At 66.9% G+C, this 20,739-nt stretch carries 26 protein-coding genes and 1 pseudogene; 18 read left to right on the top strand and 9 right to left on the bottom strand.

From position 1 onward, the window contains the following. Window positions 1–31: 31 nt before the first annotated feature. From H7V21_RS11980 to H7V21_RS11965, 4 genes are all read right to left on the bottom strand, one after another. Window positions 32–754, bottom strand: coding sequence for a TorF family putative porin (locus H7V21_RS11980; RefSeq protein ID WP_188053971.1), 723 nt, complete (start codon window positions 752–754; stop codon window positions 32–34). Window positions 755–945: 191 nt separating this feature from the next. Continuing rightward, a complete protein-coding gene (locus H7V21_RS11975; protein WP_188053970.1) occupies window positions 946–1,413 on the bottom strand; it encodes a RidA family protein in 468 nt (155 codons plus the stop codon). A gap of 32 nt (window positions 1,414–1,445) precedes the next feature. Continuing rightward, a complete protein-coding gene (locus H7V21_RS11970) occupies window positions 1,446–2,072 on the bottom strand; it encodes an HAD family hydrolase (RefSeq protein WP_188053969.1) in 627 nt (208 codons plus the stop codon). Then, complete coding sequence (locus H7V21_RS11965) at window positions 2,069–2,341, bottom strand: DUF3572 domain-containing protein (RefSeq protein WP_188053968.1); 273 nt, start codon at window positions 2,339–2,341, stop codon at window positions 2,069–2,071. Before H7V21_RS11965 ends, H7V21_RS11970 begins: the two co-directional genes overlap by 4 nt. 37 nt (window positions 2,342–2,378) lie before the next feature. On the opposite strand from H7V21_RS11965, the gene H7V21_RS11960 reads away from it, so the two are divergent. Further along, window positions 2,379–2,741, top strand: coding sequence for a response regulator (locus H7V21_RS11960; protein WP_188056528.1), 363 nt, complete (start codon window positions 2,379–2,381; stop codon window positions 2,739–2,741). Between the two features lie 90 nt (window positions 2,742–2,831). On the opposite strand, the gene rpmG is transcribed toward H7V21_RS11960, so the two are convergent. After that, entirely contained in the window at window positions 2,832–2,999 is a 168-nt protein-coding gene (rpmG, locus tag H7V21_RS11955; RefSeq protein WP_066808222.1) for a 50S ribosomal protein L33, read from the bottom strand. Window positions 3,000–3,267: 268 nt separating this feature from the next. Between rpmG and H7V21_RS11950 the strand changes: the two genes are divergently transcribed. Beyond that, a complete protein-coding gene (locus tag H7V21_RS11950) occupies window positions 3,268–3,831 on the top strand; it encodes a TMEM165/GDT1 family protein (protein WP_188053967.1) in 564 nt (187 codons plus the stop codon). Between the two features lie 115 nt (window positions 3,832–3,946). Continuing rightward, window positions 3,947–4,441, top strand: coding sequence for a Dps family protein (locus H7V21_RS11945; protein WP_188053966.1), 495 nt, complete (start codon window positions 3,947–3,949; stop codon window positions 4,439–4,441). A 69-nt stretch (window positions 4,442–4,510) separates the two neighbouring features. Here H7V21_RS11945 and H7V21_RS11940 read toward each other — a convergent pair whose 3' ends face one another. Next, window positions 4,511–4,834: a hypothetical protein gene (locus tag H7V21_RS11940; protein WP_188053965.1), complete on the bottom strand. Its 324-nt coding sequence runs from the start codon at window positions 4,832–4,834 to the stop codon at window positions 4,511–4,513. Between the two features lie 178 nt (window positions 4,835–5,012). Here H7V21_RS11940 and H7V21_RS11935 point away from each other — a divergent pair, with 178 nt between their 5' ends. From H7V21_RS11935 to H7V21_RS11930, 3 genes and pseudogenes are all read left to right on the top strand, one after another. Continuing rightward, entirely contained in the window at window positions 5,013–5,186 is a 174-nt protein-coding gene (locus tag H7V21_RS11935) for a DUF1328 domain-containing protein (protein WP_188053964.1), read from the top strand. Window positions 5,187–5,267: 81 nt separating this feature from the next. Continuing rightward, window positions 5,268–5,543: pseudogene (locus H7V21_RS16045) on the top strand (DUF6265 family protein); the annotation flags it as partial. 55 nt (window positions 5,544–5,598) lie between these two features. Then, window positions 5,599–5,784, top strand: coding sequence for a hypothetical protein (locus H7V21_RS11930; protein WP_188053963.1), 186 nt, complete (start codon window positions 5,599–5,601; stop codon window positions 5,782–5,784). Here the strand turns inward: H7V21_RS11930 and H7V21_RS11925 are convergent. Further along, window positions 5,763–6,671, bottom strand: coding sequence for a metallophosphoesterase (locus tag H7V21_RS11925; protein WP_262503855.1), 909 nt, complete (start codon window positions 6,669–6,671; stop codon window positions 5,763–5,765). The genes H7V21_RS11930 and H7V21_RS11925 overlap by 22 nt on opposite strands. A gap of 9 nt (window positions 6,672–6,680) precedes the next feature. On the opposite strand from H7V21_RS11925, the gene H7V21_RS11920 reads away from it, so the two are divergent. Beyond that, window positions 6,681–8,279 (top strand): cisplatin damage response ATP-dependent DNA ligase, encoded by a 1,599-nt coding sequence (locus tag H7V21_RS11920; protein WP_188053962.1) that lies wholly within the window; start codon window positions 6,681–6,683, stop codon window positions 8,277–8,279. 40 nt (window positions 8,280–8,319) lie between these two features. Beyond that, entirely contained in the window at window positions 8,320–8,766 is a 447-nt protein-coding gene (locus H7V21_RS11915) for a hypothetical protein (protein ID WP_188053961.1), read from the top strand. A gap of 80 nt (window positions 8,767–8,846) precedes the next feature. Here the strand turns inward: H7V21_RS11915 and H7V21_RS15990 are convergent, their stop codons facing one another. Next, a complete protein-coding gene (locus H7V21_RS15990; protein WP_188053960.1) occupies window positions 8,847–9,626 on the bottom strand; it encodes a cold-shock protein in 780 nt (259 codons plus the stop codon). 215 nt (window positions 9,627–9,841) lie between these two features. On the opposite strand from H7V21_RS15990, the gene H7V21_RS11905 reads away from it, so the two are divergent. The 8 genes from H7V21_RS11905 (at window position 9,842) to H7V21_RS11870 (ending at window position 16,920) form a co-directional block, all read left to right on the top strand. Then, window positions 9,842–10,669: a TerC family protein gene (locus tag H7V21_RS11905; protein WP_188053959.1), complete on the top strand. Its 828-nt coding sequence runs from the start codon at window positions 9,842–9,844 to the stop codon at window positions 10,667–10,669. A 31-nt stretch (window positions 10,670–10,700) separates the two neighbouring features. After that, window positions 10,701–11,321 carry a ribonuclease D gene (locus tag H7V21_RS11900; protein ID WP_188053958.1) on the top strand — a complete coding sequence of 207 codons (621 nt, stop codon included), beginning with the start codon at window positions 10,701–10,703 and terminating at the stop codon, window positions 11,319–11,321. A gap of 29 nt (window positions 11,322–11,350) precedes the next feature. Then, the gene (gene lptC / locus H7V21_RS11895) at window positions 11,351–11,995 is read left to right on the top strand and encodes an LPS export ABC transporter periplasmic protein LptC (protein ID WP_188053957.1); all 645 of its coding nucleotides are present in this window, start codon (window positions 11,351–11,353) and stop codon (window positions 11,993–11,995) included. Beyond that, on the top strand, window positions 11,995–12,540 hold the full coding sequence (locus H7V21_RS11890) for an LptA/OstA family protein (RefSeq protein WP_188053956.1): 546 nt from the start codon (window positions 11,995–11,997) through the stop codon (window positions 12,538–12,540). Before lptC ends, H7V21_RS11890 begins: the two co-directional genes overlap by 1 nt. 148 nt (window positions 12,541–12,688) lie before the next feature. Beyond that, entirely contained in the window at window positions 12,689–13,465 is a 777-nt protein-coding gene (gene lptB, locus H7V21_RS11885) for an LPS export ABC transporter ATP-binding protein (RefSeq protein ID WP_188053955.1), read from the top strand. 59 nt (window positions 13,466–13,524) lie between these two features. Then, window positions 13,525–15,024 (top strand): RNA polymerase factor sigma-54, encoded by a 1,500-nt coding sequence (gene rpoN / locus H7V21_RS11880; RefSeq protein ID WP_188053954.1) that lies wholly within the window; start codon window positions 13,525–13,527, stop codon window positions 15,022–15,024. Window positions 15,025–15,083: 59 nt separating this feature from the next. Beyond that, window positions 15,084–15,479: an STAS/SEC14 domain-containing protein gene (locus H7V21_RS11875; RefSeq protein ID WP_188053953.1), complete on the top strand. Its 396-nt coding sequence runs from the start codon at window positions 15,084–15,086 to the stop codon at window positions 15,477–15,479. Between the two features lie 97 nt (window positions 15,480–15,576). Beyond that, window positions 15,577–16,920, top strand: a complete 1,344-nt coding sequence (locus H7V21_RS11870) for a chloride channel protein (RefSeq protein WP_188053952.1) — start codon at window positions 15,577–15,579, stop codon at window positions 16,918–16,920. Here H7V21_RS11870 and H7V21_RS11865 read toward each other — a convergent pair. Next, window positions 16,917–17,912, bottom strand: a complete 996-nt coding sequence (locus tag H7V21_RS11865) for a ligase-associated DNA damage response exonuclease (protein ID WP_188053951.1) — start codon at window positions 17,910–17,912, stop codon at window positions 16,917–16,919. The two genes, H7V21_RS11870 and H7V21_RS11865, sit on opposite strands and share 4 nt — an antisense overlap. A gap of 103 nt (window positions 17,913–18,015) precedes the next feature. Between H7V21_RS11865 and H7V21_RS11860 the strand changes: the two genes are divergently transcribed. Continuing rightward, window positions 18,016–18,204: a hypothetical protein gene (locus H7V21_RS11860; RefSeq protein ID WP_188053950.1), complete on the top strand. Its 189-nt coding sequence runs from the start codon at window positions 18,016–18,018 to the stop codon at window positions 18,202–18,204. A gap of 194 nt (window positions 18,205–18,398) precedes the next feature. Further along, the gene (locus tag H7V21_RS11855) at window positions 18,399–20,732 is read left to right on the top strand and encodes a ligase-associated DNA damage response DEXH box helicase (RefSeq protein WP_262504098.1); all 2,334 of its coding nucleotides are present in this window, start codon (window positions 18,399–18,401) and stop codon (window positions 20,730–20,732) included. Window positions 20,733–20,739 lie beyond the last annotated feature (7 nt).

Genomic DNA, 20,739 nt, shown 5'->3' with positions numbered 1-20,739 from the left:
CGGGCTCCCCCTTCCCGCCCGCGCGCGCGGCTCAGAAGCTGGCGCTGAGGCTGAAGACGACGCCGCCATCGGCGCCGAGTGCTTCCTTGCCGAGGCTTTCGTCGACATCGGTGTTCACATAGGCGACACCCAGCGTCAGCGCCGAATAGGTCACCGAGGCGCCGATCGAATAATCGAATACGTCGCCATCCGGTCCGCCAAGGAAGCTGTCGCTTTCAGCATAGCCGAGATGCGCGCTCAGCGCGATCGGAGTGCCCGGAAGCGCCGTGCCGAGATCGGTGTAGATATAGACGCTGCTCTCGTCGCCCAGCGATTCCTGAGCGGGCGCATAGGCGAGGCCGAGCTTGGTCGACACGGGGCCGAGTTCGCCGGTCAGCGCGACATAGGGCTCGATGATGTCCACATCGGCGCCGCCGCCCGGATAGGCGTAATAGGTCGCGCCGATGTCGAAGCCGATGCCGGGCGCGACTTCGGTCGCATAGCCGCCGAAGAAATCGATTTCGGTTCCGTTGGCGAAGCCGATGCTCGAGCCCCAGGTGCCGAGATAGAAGCCGCTTTCATGCTCGATACCGATCGAACCCTGGATCGCCGCTTCCTCATTCGACTGGCTGAAGCCGCGGAAGCGATAATCGCTGACGACCGCCGCGCCGCCCGAAATGGTGATCGGCGGGGCCGGATCCGTGACGTCCTGAGCGAAGGCCGGAGTCGCGCCAGCCAGCATCAGTGCAGCGAATGTGAGGTGAGAATAGCGCATCGTAACCCTTTCCTTGACGATTGCCCATTCCACCTGCGGCCGCCGCGTCTCGCATCTCCGCCATTTCTGCAGGCGCGAGTATTCGGCTGACGACATAAGATTGCCGAATAACGCCGAGGCGCACAACTTCCTTCGCCGCGATGGCCTCGGGATTGTCGCGACCTGTTGCACTGCAGCAACAGACGCGGGCCTCAGCTCTGGCGCACCGCCACGATCGCATCGACTTCGACCGCGGCACCCAGCGGCAGTGTCGGTACCCCCACTGCGCTGCGCGCGTGGCGCCCGGCTTCGCCGAACAGCGCCTGCATCAGCTCTGACGCGCCGTTGGCGACCTTCGGCTGATCAGTGAACGCGCCCGCGCTGTTCACAAAGACGCCGAGCTTCACGATCCGCTCGACCTTACCAAGATCGCCCAGCGCCTTCTGCATCTGCGCGAGGAGCATCAGCGCGCACCGCTCGGCCGCCTGGCGCCCGAACTCGAGGTCGCGATCCTCGCCGAGCCGGCCCGTCATCAGCGCGCCGTCGCGAAACGGCAGCTGCCCGGAAATATGCAGCAGCCCTCCGGCCTCGACGGCGGGAACATAGGCAGCGACGGGCGCCGCCGCTTCGGGGAGTTGGAGGCCGAGCTCGGCCAGCTTCGCGTGAATGGCGGCGGTCATGATCCTGCTGAACCATGACGGTGCCGGGCGGGTCAAGCCCCGGCGGGCACCCCTTGCGCGAAGCGATCGGAGATCCAGTCTCGCGCCTCGCGCCAGTCGTCGATCCGGGCATGGGCATCCGCCGCCGCCGGAACGTGTCGCGCGAGATCGGGCTCGGCGACCATGTGCAGCCGATACACCTCGGGCGCATGCTGTGCGACAGAGGCATGATGGACCGCCAGATCGTCGACGAACACCGTCACCGGCGGCGCGAACTCCGCCACCAGCGCCGCGACGGGCGCGCCCTTACCTCCCTGATTGCAATCGACTCGATGCGCGATGCCATGCGTGGAGAGCTGCGCGACTCGATGTTCGCGGCAATGGTCGCGCAGATTGGTGAGGATCACGATCTCCGCGGTTTGGGCGAGCACCGCCAGGGCTTCGCGCGCATGCGGGACCAGCGTCTGTCGCGCCATTTCGTCCGGGAAGAACCCATCGAGCATCGTGCGCATCTCCTCGGGCGCCAGCGTGCTGCCGTCAGCGCGACGACGCATCGAACTGGCGAAATCGCCGCCCGCCATCGAAAAGTCGATCGCATGCGCTTCGTCGAGCCAGCTGCCGAAATGGCGCACCATATGCAGCAGCACTTCGTCGCAGTCGCAGATCAGCAGCGGTTTCATGATCTCTCCAGCAGCCTCCGTGCGGCGACCAGATTCGCAGGCACGGTTTCGATCGCTTCGGCACAGGCGATCAAATCGGGTTCGTGCGCCTCAAGAAAGGCGAGCACGGCGGCAAGCACCTCCGGCTCGCTCGCGCGCGCGCGCAGATCCGATGGCTCCAGGCCAGTGACAGCGAGCAGCCGCTGCGCGCGCGCCGGCTCAGTCACGGTCCAGCCGAGCGCACCGAGCGCCAGCGCAACCGCCGTCTCATTTGTCAGCGTCGCGGCCATGGCCTAGAGCGGTATCCCGAACTTCATGGGTGAGCGCGTGGCAAAACGAGTGCTCGTTGTCGAGGACAACGAACTCAATCTGAAGCTGTTCTGTGATCTGCTGCGCGCGCACGACTTCGCCGCGGAGCCGGTGCGCGACGGGCGTGAGGCCGTGGCTCGAGCCCGTGAGTTTCAGCCCGATCTGGTCGTCATGGACATCCAGATGCCGCATGTCAGCGGGCTTGAGCTGATCCAGCAGATGAAGCGGGACGCGAAGCTGAAGACGATTCCTGTGATGGCAGTGACTGCCTATGCCGGCCGCGAGGACGAGGAGCGGATTCGCGCGGCAGGCGCGGACGCCTATGTCTCGAAGCCGATTTCGCTGGCGCGCTTCATCGAGGAAGTGCGCGCGCTCGCCTGAGCCTCGTCCAGACGAATCGCGGGCGTGCGAACGCCGCCCTGGACCAAGGATCCACGGCGGCGCTGTACAGGCAAACGCGCCGCGCCCGGCTTACTTGATCTTGGCTTCCTTGAACTCGACGTGCTTGCGCACGACGGGATCATATTTGCGGAAGCTGAGCTTCTCGGTCTGGGTGCGCGGATTCTTCTTGGTGACGTAGAAGAAGCCCGTGTCCGCCGAGCTGACGAGCTTGATCTTGACAGTGGTCGGCTTGGCCATGACCCGAAACCCTCGAATACTGAAACGAAAAAGGCGGCGCGCCTTCGGGCGGCCGCTGACAGACGCGGGCGGATGCGACAGCTGCGGACGAAAGTCAAGGCTCCGTGCGCTTCACGAGGCGTTAACCCTGTTCGCGCACGCTGCGCGAGGCGCTATCAGAGGGAGTGGCATGGCAGCAGTGCATCGGGCCCTTTCCTTCGTGCATGGCCGCTTCGGCCGCCTCCCCTTGCCAGTGGCGCCGCCGCCGCGATCGGCAGGCTGACGGCAGATGGAAGCATTGGTCCCCGCGTTCCTCATAGCCGTGCTGACTCAGCTCGGCGATCGCCCTGCCTGGCTCACTGCGATTCTCGCCGACCGATTCGGGCGGCCGCTATTGGTCGCGCTGGCGGCCGGTCTCGGGCACGCGGCAGGCAATGCGCTCGCTGCGCTTGGCGCGCTGTGGATCGCGCCCATGCTCACGCCCGAGGCGCGCGCGCTGCTGCTTGCAGTGGCGCTGCTCTACGGCGGCCTGTTCGCGCTGGTTCCGGAGCGCGCCCCCGAGCGGCTCGACACGTGGCGACTCGGTCCGCTGCTGGTGCCGCTCCTCGGCATCTTCATCCTCGCGTTCGGCGAGCGGACGCAATTCCTCACCTTCGCGATCGGGGCGCGGAGCATGCCCTGGTTCGCCGCTGTCGGTGCCGCATTCGGCGCACTCGCCGTGGCGTTCGTCGCGGCTGCACTGGGCGAGCGCGCGTGGCGACGAATACCCTTCCGCGGCTTCCGTGTGCTAACCGGGCTGCTCTTCCTGGTAGCAGGGGCCATCGTCGGCCTGGGTGCGCTGCGGCTCCTTTGAGCGCGGTGCAGTCGATTGCCGTGATCGGGAGAATCCCGTGTACCGCGTCGGAGCGAAATGCGTAGAGGTTCGTTGCCTGAACGAATCGAATTCACGTTTTTTTCAGGAGGACCCGATGGCCGACAACCCCGCGCTGAAAACCCCCACCGATCTCAGCAGCAACGCCACCAAGACCGTCGCGGAGGCGCTGAACGGCATCCTCGCCGACAGCTATACGCTGTATCTGAAGACGAAGAACTTCCACTGGCACGTCTCGGGCCCGCACTTCCGCGACTATCACCTGATGCTCGACGAGCAGGCGGCGCAGATCCTGGGAACCACCGATCTGATCGCCGAGCGCGTGCGCAAGACGGGCAACACCACGCTCCGCTCGATCGGCGACATCGCGCGCCGTCAGACGATCAAGGACAATGACAAGGATTTCGTCACCGCAGGCGACATGCTCGCCGAGCTGCGCGACGACAATCTGAAGCTGGTCGAGGCGCTGCGAGAGGCCAAGGACATCGCCGACGACGCGAAGGACAATGCCACCAGTGCCGTGATCGACGAATGGACCGATCAGGCCGAGGAGCGCGCCTGGTTCCTGTTCGAGGCCGGCCGGAAAGGCTGAGACGCTGTCCCGAACCGACAGGGGCCGGCCGGAGTCCCGCTCCGGCCGGCCGTTTTCGTCGAAGGCGGCTTAGTTGATGGCCGCGAACTCGGCCTCGGTCTTCGCCAGCATCTCGTCGGTGATCTGGCCGCCGGAATAGGGCTGGAGCTGCCGGAGCGACATGGATTTGAACATGTCGTAGGATTCATGAGTCGAAACGCCGGGAATGTTCGCGTCGAGCACTGCCTTCGCGCGCTCGTCGGCGACGATCTGTTCGACCGGCGTGTCGAGCGTGAACTGCGCCAGCGTATCGGCCGCGGGCGGGCTGGTATTCGCATTCGCCGGAGCATCCTGCGCTACGGCGGGTGAGATCGTGGCGGCGAGCAGCAGTGCCGCCGAAATCATGAGCTTCATCGTCTGACCTTTCGTCATGCCGGAACTTCCGGGCAAGGGTACACGCCACGTCGGAGCCGCTCGGCTGCCGCGCCCACAGTCGCGCGCCGGCTCTTGTAGCGGCAAAGCCCGCTGCGCGCGAGACGGAACCCCGTGCTGTTCCATGCGCTTCTTCCACCTCACAGGTGGGAGACGCTACATGCTTCGTTGGGCAATCATCTTTCTCGTGATCGGTCTCGTACTCGCCGTTCTCGGCTTCGGCGGCATCGGCGGTGCGTTCGTCGAGATCGCGAAGATCCTGTTCTTCATCGCGCTGGCGCTGTTCGTGATCTTCCTGATCCTCGGGCTGATCGCGGGCAAGAAAATGACCTGACCACGCGCAATAGCGCAAGATCGGCAATTGCGCCGCCGTCGCGCCGGGGTACAGATCAGGCTTCCTTATTGGAGTGGAAGCATGATCCGGATCTGGTGGGCGGCGGCGCTGCTGTTTTCGAGCGTCGCGGGCTCCCCGGCACTTGCGCAGGCGACGCGAACGATGCCTCCGGACGGCGTTTCTCCGCCCGCCGAGATCGGCGCGCTCGCCTGGATCGCCGGCGAGTGGGTGGGAGAAGGTCTCGGCGCGCCCGCCGTAGAAGTCTATTCGCGCCCGCGCGGCGGCCAGATCGCTGGCCATTTCCTGATGGAAGACGGCGCAGGCGGCATCCGTTTCTACGAGCTGCTGCAAATCGCGAGCGAGGGCGGCTCGCTCGTCTACAGGCTGCGTCACTTCAATTCGGACCTGACGGGTGGAGGATGCCAGCGGAAAGGCCGAGCAGTTCCGGCTGGTCGCGATCGAGCAGGATGCGGCCTATTTCGATGGCCTCACCCTGGCCCGTGAGGGGGAAGACGGCCTCGTGGTGACGGTGCGCATCGCGCGCGAGGACGGAACCAGCTTCGAGGCGCCGTTCCGTTATCGCCGCGCCCGCGACTGAGGCCGCACAAGCGTAAGCAGCCACAGATCCGGCGGAGCGCCCATCCGCAACGGCGGCCCGCTCGTTCCGAGCCCGGCAGTCACGACGACCAAACGACCGCCTTCGCGCCGCACGCCGCAGCGATAGCGCTCGCCATAGCGCGACACGCTCACCAGCGGCCCGATCAGCGGCGGCACGACCTGCCCGCAATGGGTGTGCCCGGCGAGCACCAACGCGACCTCAGGCGGCAGTTCGGGCGCGATGTCAGGCGAGTGACTGAGCACGACCTGCGGACCCTCGAGCTCCGCCATCGCCGCCAGCGTCGCCGGGATATCATCGTGCCGAGTGAAATCGTCCCCCACTACGCCGAGAACGATCGGTCCCCGGCGAATCGCGCCATTTTCCACGACAGCCACCCCTGCGCGTTCCAGCTGCTCGCGCACCGCCGCAATCCCGGTCCAGTGATCGTGATTCCCCAGCGCGGCGACCGTGCCGAGCGGCGCATCCAGCCGCGCCAGCGACGCCGGCAGGCCGGCGCCCAGCATCGCTGCGCTGCCGCGTTCGTGCCCGAAGATGAAGTCGCCGGCGATCACCACCAGATCCGGGTCCAGCGCATTGATCTGTGTGACGATCCGATCCAGCCGCGCGCCATCCATTGCCGGGCTGCCGAGATGAATGTCGGAGACGAGCACCAGCCGTAGCGGCGGGGCGCCTTCGGGCCAGTCGCGCATGGCGATGCGCGCTTCGCGAACCACTGGATCGCTGCGCGCCTCGATAAAGGCGAAGAGCAGAACCGCCACACCGACCCCGGCAAGGAGCAACACACCAAGCGTGACTCGCTTCACCATCGAACTGTCGCCCTCCCCCTGCGCGGAGCGGACGTAGCGAAAGCCGAGGGGTGCGCCCATCTAAATGCGATGCGTGCCTTCGCCGACCTGCTCGACAGCCTGATCTACACGCGCTCGCGCAACGCGAAGCTGCGGCACATCGCCGAGTATCTCAAAGCCACGCCCGATCCAGATCGCGGCTGGGCGATGGCGGCGCTTACCGGCGGGCTCGATCTGCCGGCGGTCAAACCCGCGCTGATCCGTGCGCTGATCGCGGAACGCTGCGATCCGGTGCTTTTCGCGATGAGCCGGGATTTCGTGGGGGACACGGCCGAGACCGTCGCCCTGCTGTGGCCGGGGCCGGTGCGCGGCGACGGGAGCGGCACGCCGCTGCCGCTCGGCGAAGCCGTGACGCGGCTGGCTTCGCTCGGCCGTGCGGAAGCTCCGGCGGTGCTCGCCGCGATGCTCGACCGGCTCGATGCCGACGAGCGGTTCGCGCTGCTGAAGCTCTCGACCGGGGCCTTGCGAGTCGGCGTTTCGGCGCGGCTCGCCAAGACCGCGCTCGCCCAGGCGTTCGGGCTCGACGTCGATGCTGTCGAGGAAGTGTGGCATGGGCTCGCGCCACCCTACGCGCCCCTGTTCGATTGGGCCGAGGGACGCGGCGCGCAACCGACCGCCGAGCACCTGCCGGTGTTCCGCCCGTTCATGCTCGCACACCCCCTCGAAGCAGATCGGCTGTCGCTCGACGCCTATGCCGCCGAGTGGAAATGGGACGGCATTCGCGTCCAGCTCGTCCATGTCGATGGCGAAACCCGGCTCTACAGCCGCGCTGGCGACGATATCACCGCCAGCTTCCCGGAGGTCGCACAGGCCTTCGTGACGCCCGGCGTGCTCGACGGCGAGCTGCTGGTGAAGGGCGAGGCGCAGGGCGCAGCGACTCTCGGTGAAGGCGGCGGCGCGGCAAGCTTCAACGCGTTGCAGCAGCGGCTGGGGCGAAAGACGGTGCCGGCGAAGACGCTCGCTGAATTTCCCGCTTTCGTCCGCCTCTACGACATTCTCTTCGACGGCGCGGAGGATCTGCGCGAGCAGCCCTGGACCACGCGGCGGGCGCGGCTGGAGGCATTCGCCACGGCGCTCGATCCGGAGCGATTCGACGTCTCGGCACTCATCGAAGCGTCCGATTTCGCCGCGCTGGAGAACATCCGCGCCGGCGCGCGCAGCGCTGCGATCGAGGGCGTGATGCTCAAGCGCCGTGACTCGCCTTACGTCGCGGGTCGTCGCGCGGGCCTGTGGTACAAATGGAAGCGCGATCCGCTGACCGCCGACTGTGTGCTGATGTATGCGCAGCGCGGTAGCGGCAAGCGATCGAGCTTCTACTCCGATTACACCTTCGGCGCCTGGGGCGAGGAGGGCGCGCTGCTGCCGGTCGGCAAGGCCTATTTCGGCTTCACCGACGAGGAGCTGAAGTGGCTCGACCGATTCGTGCGCAATCACACGCTGAACCGGTTCGGCCCCGTGCGCGAGGTCGAGAAGACACTCGTGCTCGAGGTGGCGTTCGATTCGGTTCACGAATCGAAGCGGCACAAGTCGGGACTGGCGATGCGCTTTCCACGAATCGCGCGAATCCGCACCGACAAGCCGGCCGCCGAGGCGGAGACGCTGGAAGGATTGCGCCGGCTGGTGACGTGATGCCGCTCGCGCTGCGCGGCGGCGATGCTATTGCGAAACGATGAGACCAGCCGCCGATCATCGCTACCGCCGCCTGCCCCTGCTCGCCGCCGTGGGACTGGGGCCGGTCGCTGCGGCTCCCTTCATCGCCGTGCTGCTGCTCGCGCTGACCGGCGGTTCGCTTGTCGGGCTGCCGAGGCTGCTCGGCGTGTTCCTGCTGTGGGCGGTTCCGGCCGCGCTCGTTGTCGGCGGCCCGGTGGCGCTCTGGTACCTGCGCGATTCGCGCGGTTCGCGCCTGCGCTGGGCGCTTGCGGGCGCCTTGGGGGGAAGTGTCGCCAGCGTCGTGCTGCTGGGTTGGCTCTTCGGCATCAGCCCCTTGGGAGACTATATCGCCGATCGCGCAGTGACGGGCGCGCTGCTTGCACTGCTCGTGATCGCGAGCGCCACCGCCTCCGCGCTGTGCTCGCACCTGATCGTGACGCTGATCGAGCGGCGAACACCGAGCTAAATCCACTTTCGGGAGCGCCCATGCAAAAAAGGGGCGGTTCGTTCGCAGAACCGCCCCTTTCTCGATTACCGCCGTTCGGCTCAGTCCTGCTTGGGCTGCAGGTTCACCGCGGCATATTTGCCGCGCCGATCCACTTCGAGCTCGAACTCGAGCCGGTCGCCTTCGTTGAGCGTCGGCATGCCCGCACGCTCGACCGCGCTGATGTGGACGAACGCATCGGGCTGGCCGTCATCGCGCTGGATGAAACCGAAGCCCTTCATCGCGTTGAAGAACTTGACCGTTCCGGTCGCCTTCTCGCCGGTCAGCTGCCGCTGGGGGCCGCCACGGGGCGCGCCGCCGAAGCCGCCGCCGGGCGGAGGACCGCGATCCTCGACCGGCATCGGTTCGCCGTCGATCTTGAGATCGGTCGCCGAGATGCGGCCACCGCGGTCGACCAGCGTGAAGCCGAGCGGCTGGCCTTCGGCAAGGCCGGTAAGGCCCGCCTGTTCGACCGCCGAGATGTGCACAAACACGTCCTCGCCGCCGTCATCGCGAACGATGAAGCCGAAGCCCTTCTGGCCATTGAAGAATTTGACGACGCCCGTGGCTTCGCCGACGACTTGGGGCGGCATGCCGCGACCACCGCCGCCGCCACCGCCGAAACCGCCGCCGCCGCCACGGAAGCCGCCGCCACCGCCGCCGAAACCACCGCGATCGCCGAAGCCACCACCGCCGCCGCCGAAGCGATCGCCGCCTCCGAAGCCGCCGCGATCACCACGGTCGCCGAAGCCACCACCGAAACCGCCGTCGTCGCCGAAACTGTCGCGCTTGTCCCTGCCGCGCCCGCCGCGATCCCCGCGGCGCCCTCGATCAAAACTCATTGCCCTGTTCGTCTTCCCGGTTTCGTCCCTTGCACCAACAAAAACCCAAGCGCCGGACGAAAAACGCAGGTCTCCGAGCACCGAATCCAAAAGTGCCTTAGGAGTCCCCATAGCCCATTTTCGGACATGGCGCGAACGAATTCCGACTTGATTTGGGCAAGCCCCCGCTGCGTCAGGCGCTTGCACCACGCGCAGTCTCGCGGCACAGGCGAATCATGGAAGGGATTCTCGAGCTGCTCGCCAGCCCGGCCGCATGGGCCGCGCTTGTCACTCTCATCGTGATGGAGGTCGTGCTCGGCATCGACAACCTGATCTTCATTTCGATTCTTTCCAACAAGCTTCCCGAGAATCAGCGCGAAAAGGCGCGGAAGATCGGCATCGGCCTGGCTCTGGTGATGCGGCTTGCGCTGCTGACGATGATCGCCTGGATCGTCGGGCTGGTGGCGCCGGTCTTCGATCTCGGCATCACCGGGCCGCTGGGCGAACATGGCGAACCGGCGTTCGAAACGGCGTTCTCGTGGCGCGACCTGATCCTGATCGCCGGTGGCCTGTTCCTGGTGTGGAAGGCCACGAAGGAAATCCATCACTCGGTGGACGTCCACGAAAGCGACGATCTGCTCGACAAGAAGCAGGCGGTGGCGATGAACTTCGGCTCGGCGATCGTCCAGATCCTGCTGCTCGACATCGTCTTCTCGATCGATTCGATCCTCACCGCCGTCGGGATGACCGAGCATGTCGAGATCATGTATGTCGCCGTGATCGTGGCGGTGAGCGTGATGCTGCTCGCCGCTACTCCCCTCGCCAATTTCATCAACGCCAATCCCACGGTGGTGATGCTGGCGCTCGGCTTCCTGCTGATGATCGGCATGGTGCTGATCGCCGAGGGCTTCGGCGCGCACATTCCTAAGGGCTATATCTACGCGGCGATGGCCTTCTCGGCCGGAGTCGAGATGCTCAACATCTGGTCGCGGCGGAGCAAGGAACGCAACGAAGCGGCTGCGGCGGCAGCGCGGGGCGAGGGAGCGCCGTCCGCCCCCCATTGAGGTGCGGAGCCATCCCGCCTATGCGCGCGGGATGGCAGTTCATTTCCACGAAGAAGACCTTCCCGAGGGCCTGTTCGCGCCCGGCGCATCGATCGCGGTCGACACCGAGACGATGGGCCTCGTCACTCCCCGCGACCGGCTGTGCGTGGTGCAGCTTTCCGATGGCGGCGGCGACGAGCATCTCGTCCGCTTCGGTCCACGCAGCCTGTACGACGCGCCCAATCTGCGGGCGTTGCTGAGCGATTCGGAACGGCTCAAGCTCTATCATTATGCCCGGTTCGATCTTGCCGCGATCCGCTTCTATCTCGGCGTGATGGCGGCGCCGGTATATTGCACCAAGACCGCGTCGCGGCTCGTGCGCACCTACACCGATCGTCACGGACTGAAGGAGCTCGTGCGCGAGCTGCTCGGCCAGGAACTGTCGAAGGTGCAGCAGTCGTCCGACTGGGGCGGGCCCGAGCTCAGCGACGCGCAGCGCGACTATGCCGCGTCCGACGTGCGCCATCTCCATGCGCTCAAGACGGAACTCGACCGCCGGCTCGAGCGTGAAGGACGCATGCCCCTCGCCCAGGCCTGTTTCGACTTCCTGCCCAGCCGCGCCGAACTGGACCTCGCCGGCTGGCCGGATATCGACATCTTTGCGCATGTCTGAGAGTCGCCGCTTCCCCGCACGGGCGCTTCATGTCTAGGGAAGCCCGCCGCCTACGCCGCAAGCGGCGCGCATGGGCGCATCCCGGCAGCAGCCATGATCGCGTGGTCAAGACGGCGCTCGTCGCATTGCCGGTCGGAATCGGCGTGCTCGGCGCCTTTCTGGTGATGGCGCCGCTCACCGTCGGCGGCGACGTGAGCTTCGTGCTCGACAAGAACAAGGTGGATGTCGCCGGCGAGCGGCTCCGAATCGAATCCGCGACGTACCGTGGCCAGGATGCGCGCGGCCGCGCCTTTGTGCTGACGGCAGGTTCGGCGATTCAGAAAAGCTCGCTGGAGCCGATCGTGCAGCTGCGCGATCTAGCAGCGCGCATCCGGCTCGAAGAGGGCGTGGCACAGCTCGTCGCCAATCGCGGCCGCTACGACATGGCGGAGGAGGAAGTCGCGATCGACGGGCCGCTGCGCTTCCGCACGAGCGACGGCTATAATCTCACCACCCATGATGCGACCGTGGACCTGCGCGAACGCACCATGGAAAGCGGCGGCGCCGTCACGGGCACCACGCCCCTCGGAACGTTCAGCGGCAACAAGATGACTGCCGATCTCCAGAACCGGACTGTCTCGCTTGAGGGCAATGCCCGCTTGCGGATTGTGCCGGGGCGCGCAAATAGGCAGTGATGACTCGGCTCCGCTCCCTGTTGCCGCTCGGCGTTGCGCTGGCGCTCGGCACTTCCGCCCCTGCCCAGGCACAGACTCGCCATGACTCAAACGCGCCGATCGATTTTGCCGCGCAGCATATCGAACTGCAGGATCGCGCCAATCGCGCGATCCTGACCGGCAACGTCAACATCCAGCAGGCGAATATGACGCTCACTGCGTCGCGACTTGTCGTTTCCTACACCGGCGAGATCGCGCAGGGTTCGCCGCAGGTCTCACGACTCGACGCCACGGGGGGCGTCACTGTCCGTCGACCCGATCAGAGCGCGCGCGCGCAATATGCCGTTTATGATCTCGACCGCCGCATCATCACGCTAATCGGCGGGGTGACGTTGAACCAGAACGGCAACACGGTGCAGGGTGGCCGGCTGTCGATCAATCTGGACACGGGGCGGGCGACGATCGACGGCTCGGGCGTAGGCGGATCGACTCGCCAGGACGGAACGCAACGCGAGGGCGGCCGCGTGACGGGGCGCTTTTCGGTGCCGCAGCGCAACGGCCAGTAAGCGGCTTTTTCCGACGAGTCGCCGCACGGCCCCTTTTCATGGGCGCCTTAGTCATGCAGGACTCGTCCCCGCAGGGACATGCATGAACCCTGCCAATCGCCGTAGCCGACAGGGCGACGGCGATCGGATCGCTGCAAGAGGCTTGATCATGAACGATGTCACCACTCTCGAGAAGCCCGTCGCCGATCCGGCGCCGGTGCCTGATCAGGGCCTCGCGGTCGTCTCGATCGCCAAGGCCTATGACAAGCGCACGGTGTTGACCGACGTGTCGCTCTCGGTGGCGCGCGGCGAAGTGGTCGGGCTGCTCGGTCCGAACGGCGCGGGCAAGACGACCTGCTTCTATTCGGTGATGGGGCTGGTGAAGCCCGATTCGGGCAGGATCATGCTCGACAACGAGGACATCACGCCGCTGCCGATGTATCGGCGGGCGATCCTCGGCCTGGGCTATCTGCCGCAGGAAACCTCGATCTTCCGCGGCCTCACTGTCGAAAAGAACATTCTGGCGGTGCTCGAACTGGCCGAACCGGACAAGGCGGCACGCAAGGAGCGGCTCGATCAGCTGCTCGACGAATTCGGGCTGACGCGGCTGCGCGACGCCCCGGCGATGGCGCTTTCGGGCGGCGAGCGGCGCCGCGCCGAGATCGCGCGCGCGCTGGCGGCCAATCCCAAGATCATGCTGCTGGACGAGCCGTTCGCCGGGATCGATCCGATTTCGATCTCGGACATCCGCGATCTCGTCATCCAGCTCAAGCAGCGCGACATCGGCGTGTTGATTACCGACCACAATGTCCGCGAAACGCTCGACATCGTCGATCGCGCCTACATCATCTACGACGGGCGCGTGCTGTTCGCAGGCTCGCCGGCCGAGCTGGTGGCGGATGCGAACGTGCGCCGGCTGTATCTCGGCGAGGGGTTCTCGCTCTAGGCCATGGCGCGTTCCGCTCCCTCCGTTCGTGCCGGAATGACGGCTGCCGGAGCCGGTTCATGAGCCTCGCGCCACGTCTCGACCTGCGCCAGTCGCAGTCGCTGGTCATGACGCCGCAGCTCCAGCAGGCGATCAAGCTGCTGGCGCTCTCAAACCTGGAGATCGAAACGTTCATCGCCGAGGAGCTGGAGAAGAATCCGCTGCTCGATGCCGGCGGCGAGGAGCCGCCCGATGCGCCACTCGAACCGCCAGAGGTCGAGACCGTCCGCGACGGACCGGCCGACGCCGGCGAACTGCTCAGGGACGGCGCCGGTTCGGGCGAGGCCGCGCTCGACGTCGATTTCGCGAGCGAGACCTTCCACCACGACAGCGCGGCCGACGGGATCGGCGGGCTCGACGGCGCGCTCGGAGCGACCGGCGCCGCCGGCACCGGATCCGAGGACGGCCCCGACTTCGAGAATTTCACGCAGAGCAGCGTTCCGCTCGCCGACCATCTGTCCACCCAGGCGGGCACCGCGATCGCCGGCCCCGATCTCTTCATCGCGCAGCATCTGATCGATCAGATCGACGAGACGGGATATCTCACCATTCCGCTGCTCGACGTCGCGGACAGGCTGGGCGTGCCGCTCGCCCGAGTCGAGGCGGTGCTCGCGACGATCCAGACCTTCGATCCGACCGGAGTCGGCGCACGCAACCTCGCCGAATGCATCGCGCTCCAGGCAAAGGAGGCGGATCGCTACGATCCGGCGATGGCGCGGCTGATCGACAATCTCGATCTCGTCGCCAAGGGCGATCGCGCGCGGCTGAAGCGTATCTGCGGAGTCGACGACGAAGATCTGACCGACATGATCCGCGAACTGCGCGACTATGATCCCAAGCCCGGCTGCCGTTACGGCGGCGAGCCGGCCGCCGCCGTCGTCCCCGACATCTTCGTCGCCCGGCGCGGCGACGGCTGGGCAGTGGAGATCAATTCCGCCACGCTGCCGCGGCTGCTCGTCAACCGCGCCTATTATGTCGAGCTTTCAGGCGGCAAGCAGGACAAGGCCTCGAAGACCTGGCTTTCGGATTGCCTTGCCAGCGCGAATTGGCTGGTGAAGGCGCTCGATCAGCGCCAGCGCACGATCATCAAGGTGTCGAGCGAAATCGTGAAGCAGCAGGAAGCCTTCTTTTTGAAGGGTGTCGCGCATCTGAAGCCATTGACGCTGCGCCAGGTGGCCGAAGCGATCGAAATGCACGAATCGACCGTCAGCCGAGTCACGTCGAACAAATATCTGAGCTGCGCCCGCGGCCTGTTCGAACTCAAATATTTCTTCACCAGCGCGATTCAGTCGGCCGATGGCGGCGACGCCGTCTCCGCCGAAGCAGTGAAGAGCGCGATCAAGGCGCTGATCGCCGCCGAAGATCCCAAGAAGATTCTCTCGGACGACACGCTGGTCGACCTGCTGCGCGAGAAGGGGTTCGATATCGCCCGCCGCACGGTCGCGAAATACCGCGAGTCGCTGGGCATCGGCAGCTCGGTGCAGCGTCGGCGGCAGAAGGCGCTCGAGGCGACCGACTGACGCTAAGCACCCGCATTCGTTAGCGAATTGTCAGTAGCTGCGGCGATAGGCATTGGCCTATGAGCGCGCATTTCGAGATAGATGTCGATGTTCCCCGCAGCCTGGTGCGCATCGTCATGGCTGGGTTTTTCGAGCCGGCGGATCTCACCCGCTTCCTCGAGGCGCGACGGGTGGCGCATGCGCGGCTGCTGTGCGGGCGCAACCAGCATCTCACGATGAACGACCTGCGTGGAATGAAGATACAGTCGCAGGAGATGGTCGATGCGTTTCGCGCGATGCTCGCCGATCCTGCCTATCGCTCGCGGCGACTCGCCTTCGTGACGGGGCCGACGCTGGCGCGAATGCAGCTGGAGCGCGCCGTGCACGGCCGCAGCGACGTCGCTTGCTTCTCGACCCCTGACGCGGCCCAGGCGTGGCTGTTTGCCGATTCGGCAGGGCTCCAGCGCGCCGGCTGAGCGCCTGCGCTTCGCCTGCCGTCGAAATTCGGCTCCTCCACACGAAAATCCCGCCGCAACGGTTTCCTCGCGGCAGGAGGCGAGTCTAAGCAGCGCCATGCGCGCTGCCGACCGAATTCGCCGTCGCCTCCGGATTCTCTGGCGCCGCCGTGCGCAGCGGCACGCGACTGCGCAGCTGTCGCTGGTGCGGCGGCGCATTGCCACCGTCGTCGGCGCCGTCCTGCTCGGCCTCGTCGCGCTCGCCTTCGCCGCGATCAGCGATGGCGCGCACGAACTGTTCGTTGCCCTTGTCGCCCGGTGGCCGCTCGCGCCGCTGTTCGTCACTCCGGCGGTATTCGGCCTGGTGGTATGGGTCACCCGGCGCTGGGCGCCGGATGCCGCGGGATCGGGCATTCCCCAGGTGATCGCCGCCGGACGCAGCAAGAATTCCGCAGTTGCGCTGCACCTCGTCTCGCTCGCCACCGCCGCCAAGAAGCTGGTGCTGACGGTGGTGATGCTGCTCGTCGGCGGATCGGTGGGACGCGAGGGCCCGACGGTGCAGGTGAGCGCCGGTATCATGGTCGCGATGCATCGCCTGCTGCGCGTGCCGATCACCGCCGGCGTACTGATCGCCGGAGGCGCGGCCGGTGTCGCCGCCGCGTTCAACACGCCGCTCGCGGGGGTCGCCTTCGCGATCGAGGAACTCGCCGCCGCCTATGAGCAGCGAGTCGCGGTGCTGGTGATGGGCGCGGTGATGATCGCCGGACTCGTCAGCCTGGGAGTGGCCGGCGATTACGTCTATTTCGGCGCGATGCACGCCACGCTGCCGCTGGCGACCGTGTTGTTGCTGGCTCCGCTGGCCGGAGTGCTCGGCGGGCTCGCGGGCGGCGCGTTCAGCCGCATCGTTCTGCGCGCCACCGCGCCGGGGAGCGCGCTGCTGCGGCCGATCCGCGCTCGACCGGCGCTGTTCGCCGCCGGCTGCGGCCTCGTCGTGGCGGTGCTGGGCATCGTCACATCGGGTGCGACCTGGGGAACCGGCTATGCCGCCACGCGCGCGCTCGTCGAGGGCGGCGATCAGTCGCTGTGGTTCGGCCCGGCCAAGCTCGTCGCGACGCTCGCCACGACACTGAGCGGAGCGCCGGGAGGGATCTTCGCGCCTTCGCTGGCGATCGGCGCGGGGCTGGGCAATCTCCTCAAGACGCTTTTCCCCGGCGAACCCGCAGGCGCGGTCGTGCTGCTCGGCATGACCGCCTATTTCGTCGGGGTGATCCGCGCACCATTCACGGCGGTCATCATCATCAGCGAAATCACCGCCAGCCGCGGAATGATCCTGCCGATGTTCGCTACCGCGCTGATCGCCGATTTCGTCAGTGCGCAAGTGTCGCGCGAGCGGCTCTATTCGGGTCTCGCCCGCCGCTTCCTCGACACGCCGGCACCCGCCGCCACTGCGCCGCCCGGCTAATCGTCCTCGTCCTCGTAACCGACGAGGTCGAGCGCCCGCGCCTTGATCTGACGCTGGCGGCACCAATGGAGGAGCGCATCCTCGCGGCCGTGCGTCACCCATAGTTCGCGCGGAGCGACTTCGCGGATCGTCCGGGTCAGCTCGTCCCAATCGGCGTGATCGGACAGGATGATCGGCAGCTCCACATTCCGCTGCCGCGCCCGCTGGCGCACGCGCATCCAGCCGCTCGCCATTGCGGTGATCGGATCGGGCAGCCGCCGCGACCAGCGATCGTTGAGCGCGCCGGGCGGGCAGAGGATGATCCGGCCCTGCAATTCCGCTTTCGGCACGCCCGTCGCCGGCCGCAGCTCGCCCAGCGCGATGCCGTGCTCGACGTACAAGTCGCACAGCCGCTGCAAGGCGCCATGAATATAGATCGGATCGTCAAAGCCCATCACGCGCAGTTCGGCGATCAGCCGCTGCGCCTTGCCCAGCGCATAGGCGCCGATCACCACGCAGCGTTCCGGCTCTGCGCGGAGCCGCGCCAGCAGCTTGTCGAGCTCGTCATGCGTCTCGGGATGCCGGAAAACCGGCAGCGCAAAGGTCGCCTCGGTGATGAAAACGTCGCACGGCACCGGCTCGAACGGTGCGCAGGTGGGATCCTCGCGCCGCTTATAGTCTCCCGACACGACGATCCGCTCGCCGCCGTGATCGAGCACGATCTGCGCCGAGCCGAGCACATGGCCGGCAGGCACGAAGCCGATCTCGACGGCGCCGAGTCGCATCGACTCGCCATAGGCGACCGGCCGGCCCGTCTGCGGCCCGTAGCGTGCCTCCATGATCGCGAGCGTCTCGGCAGTGGCCCAAACCTCGCCATGGCCGCCGCGGGCGTGATCGGCGTGGCCGTGCGTCACCAGCGCGCGCCCCACCGGGCGCGACGGATCGACCCAGGCGTCGGCGGCGGGAATATAGAGCCCGTGCGGATGCGGCTCGATCCAGCGTCCCAGTCCCATGGAGGATGATATGGCGACGCAGTGCCCGGCGTCCAATGGGATCGAATTGCGCACCGCACACGTTGACGAAACGAACCGCTGAAACTGAATTCGAGGTGCACCGATGATTGATCTTGGAAGCCAATGGGCCTTGCTCACGATCCTCGGCCCGATCGTGCTGGCCGCGGCCATCATCTGGGCCATCCTCCACAATCGCAGCTCGCGTCGTCAGCGCGAACGGACCGAAGACGCGACGCACCGCATGTATGACGAGCAGAACCGCGAGGATCAGCTGCGCGAGGAGCGGAGCTGATTTCGCCCTTCGCGTGGGGCTGAGCTTGCCGAACGAGGGGCGCCTTCCCTACCTTTCGGCTGCGTGATCGACAGAGCCAGAACAGGGCCGGCCCGGAGCAGCGGCCGGTGATCCCTCCCGAACCATCCCTCCCCGAACCGCTGCGCGGCTGGTTCGGGGAGCGCGGCTGGGCGCCTCGCCGCCACCAGCTGGAGATGCTCGCCGCCGCGCGAGCAGGCAGCCATGCGCTACTCGTCGCACCCACCGGCGCGGGAAAGACGCTCGCGGGATTCCTCCCCAGCCTCGCCGAGCTGATCGAGGCGCCGACCGACCGGCTCCACACGCTCTACATCTCGCCATTGAAGGCGCTCGCCACCGACGTGCAGCGCAACCTGCTCACGCCGGTCGCGGAGATGGGGCTCGACATCCGTGTCGAGACGCGCAGCGGCGACACGCCGCACGACCGCAAGGTGCGCCAGCGCGTCCGCCCGCCGCAGATTCTGCTCACCACGCCCGAAAGCCTCAGCCTGCTGCTGAGCTACGAGGACAGTTTCCTGCTGTTCTCCGATCTGAAGACGGTGGTGATCGACGAGGTCCACGCCTTCGCCACCGGCAAGCGCGGCGACCTGCTGTCGCTCTGCCTCGCTCGGTTGCAGGCGATTTCGCCCGGGCTGCGCCGCGTCGCGCTGTCCGCCACCGTCGCCGATCCGGACGGCTATCGCGCCTGGCTCGCACCGGATGGCGACATAGACGCGGTCGCGCTGGTGCAGGGCGAGAAGGGCGCCGATCCCGACATCGCGATCCTGCTGCCCGAGGACCGCGTGCCCTGGTCGGGCCACTCCGGCCGCTACGCCGCCAAACAGGTGATGGCGGAAATCGAGACGCACAAGACGACGATCGTCTTCTGCAACACGCGCGGGCTCGCCGAACTCATCTTCCAGGATCTCTGGAAAGTGAACGATCTGTCGCTCCCCATCGCGGTCCACCACGGCAGCCTCAGCATCGAGGCGAGGCGGCGCGCGGAGGCGGCGATGGCCGACGGGCGGCTTCGCGCGCTGGTCGCCACCGCCAGCCTCGACCTCGGCGTCGATTGGGGCGACGTCGACTGCGTGATCCAGATGGGCGCGCCCAAGGGCAGCTCGCGGCTGCTCCAGCGCATCGGCCGCGCCAACCACCGGCTCGACGAGCCCAGCGAGGCAGTGCTCGTCCCCGGCAACCGCTTCGAATATCTTGAGGCGCGCGCTGCGCTCGACGCGGTCGAACAGGGCGAGCTCGACACCGACATATTCCGCCCGGGAGCGCTCGACGTGCTCGCGCAGCACATCATGGCGCTCGCCTGCGCGCGCCCGTTCGACGCCGCCGAACTGCTCGGCGAGGTGCAGTCGGCACTGCCCTATTCGGCGCTGACGCCCGAGGAGTTCGAGCGCGTGCTGAACTTCATCGCCGACGGCGGCTATGCGCTGCGGGCCTATGACAAGTTCAAGCGCCTCACGCATGGCCCCGACGGCCTCTGGCGCGTCGCGCATCCGAAATTCATCGCGCAGCATCGCCTCAACGCCGGGATCATCGTCGAAGCGCCGATGCTCACCGTCCGCTTCAAGAATGGTCGCAGCCTCGGCAAGGTGGAGGAAGGCTTCGCCGCCAGCCTGTCCCCGGGCGATACCTTCTTCTTCGCGGGTGTCGCGCTCGAAACGATCGGAGTGAAGGACACCGACCTGATCGTGCGCGCCACCGCGAAACAGGCGCGCGTGCCCAGCTATATGGGCCTGCGCCTGCCCATGTCGACGAACCTCGCCAATCGCGTGCGCCATTTCCTTGCCGAGCCGGCGGAATGGGCGCGCTTCCCCGACGACGTCCGCGAATGGCTTGAGGTGCAGGCGCGCCGCTCGGCGCTGCCCCGCCCCGGCCAGCTGCTCGTCGAGACCTTCCCGCACGAGGGGCGGCACCATCTCGTCGCCTACAGCTTCGAAGGCTGGAACGCGCACCAGTCGCTCGGCATGCTGGTGACGCGGCGGATGGAGGCGCAGGGATTGAAGCCCATCGGCTTCGTCGCGAACGATTATGCGCTCGCGGTCTATGGGCTCGAGAAGATCGCCGATCCGGCGAGCCTCTTCTCTTCCGACATTCTCGAGCACGAATTCGTCGACTGGGTACAGGGCTCGGCGCTGCTAAAGCGCGCGTTCCGCGAAGTGGCGATCATCGGCGGGCTCGTCGAGCGCCAGCATCCGGGCAAGAAGAAGACCGGGCGGCAGGTCACTTTCTCGACCGACCTCATCTACGACGTGCTGCGCAAATACGAGCCCGACCATCTGCTGCTCAAAGCCGCCTGGGAGGACGCGCGCGCGCGGATGACCGACGTCGGCCGCCTCGCCGACCTGCTCGACCGCGCCGCCGACACGATGCTCCACATCGACCTGGAGCGAGTCAGCCCGCTTGCGGTGCCCGTTCTGGTGATGATCGGCCGCGAGCGCATCGTCCAAGGCAGTGCCGACGACGATCTGCTGATCGAGGCGGAGGCGCTGGCGGCGGAGGCGATGCGCGAGGATTGAGGCTTCT

This window comes from Sphingosinithalassobacter sp. CS137, from assembly GCF_014334115.1.
GTDB lineage: Bacteria > Pseudomonadota > Alphaproteobacteria > Sphingomonadales > Sphingomonadaceae > Sphingomonas.
The sequence above is the reverse complement of the archived record's forward strand: the minus strand, read 5'-3'. Positions and strand labels throughout refer to the sequence as shown.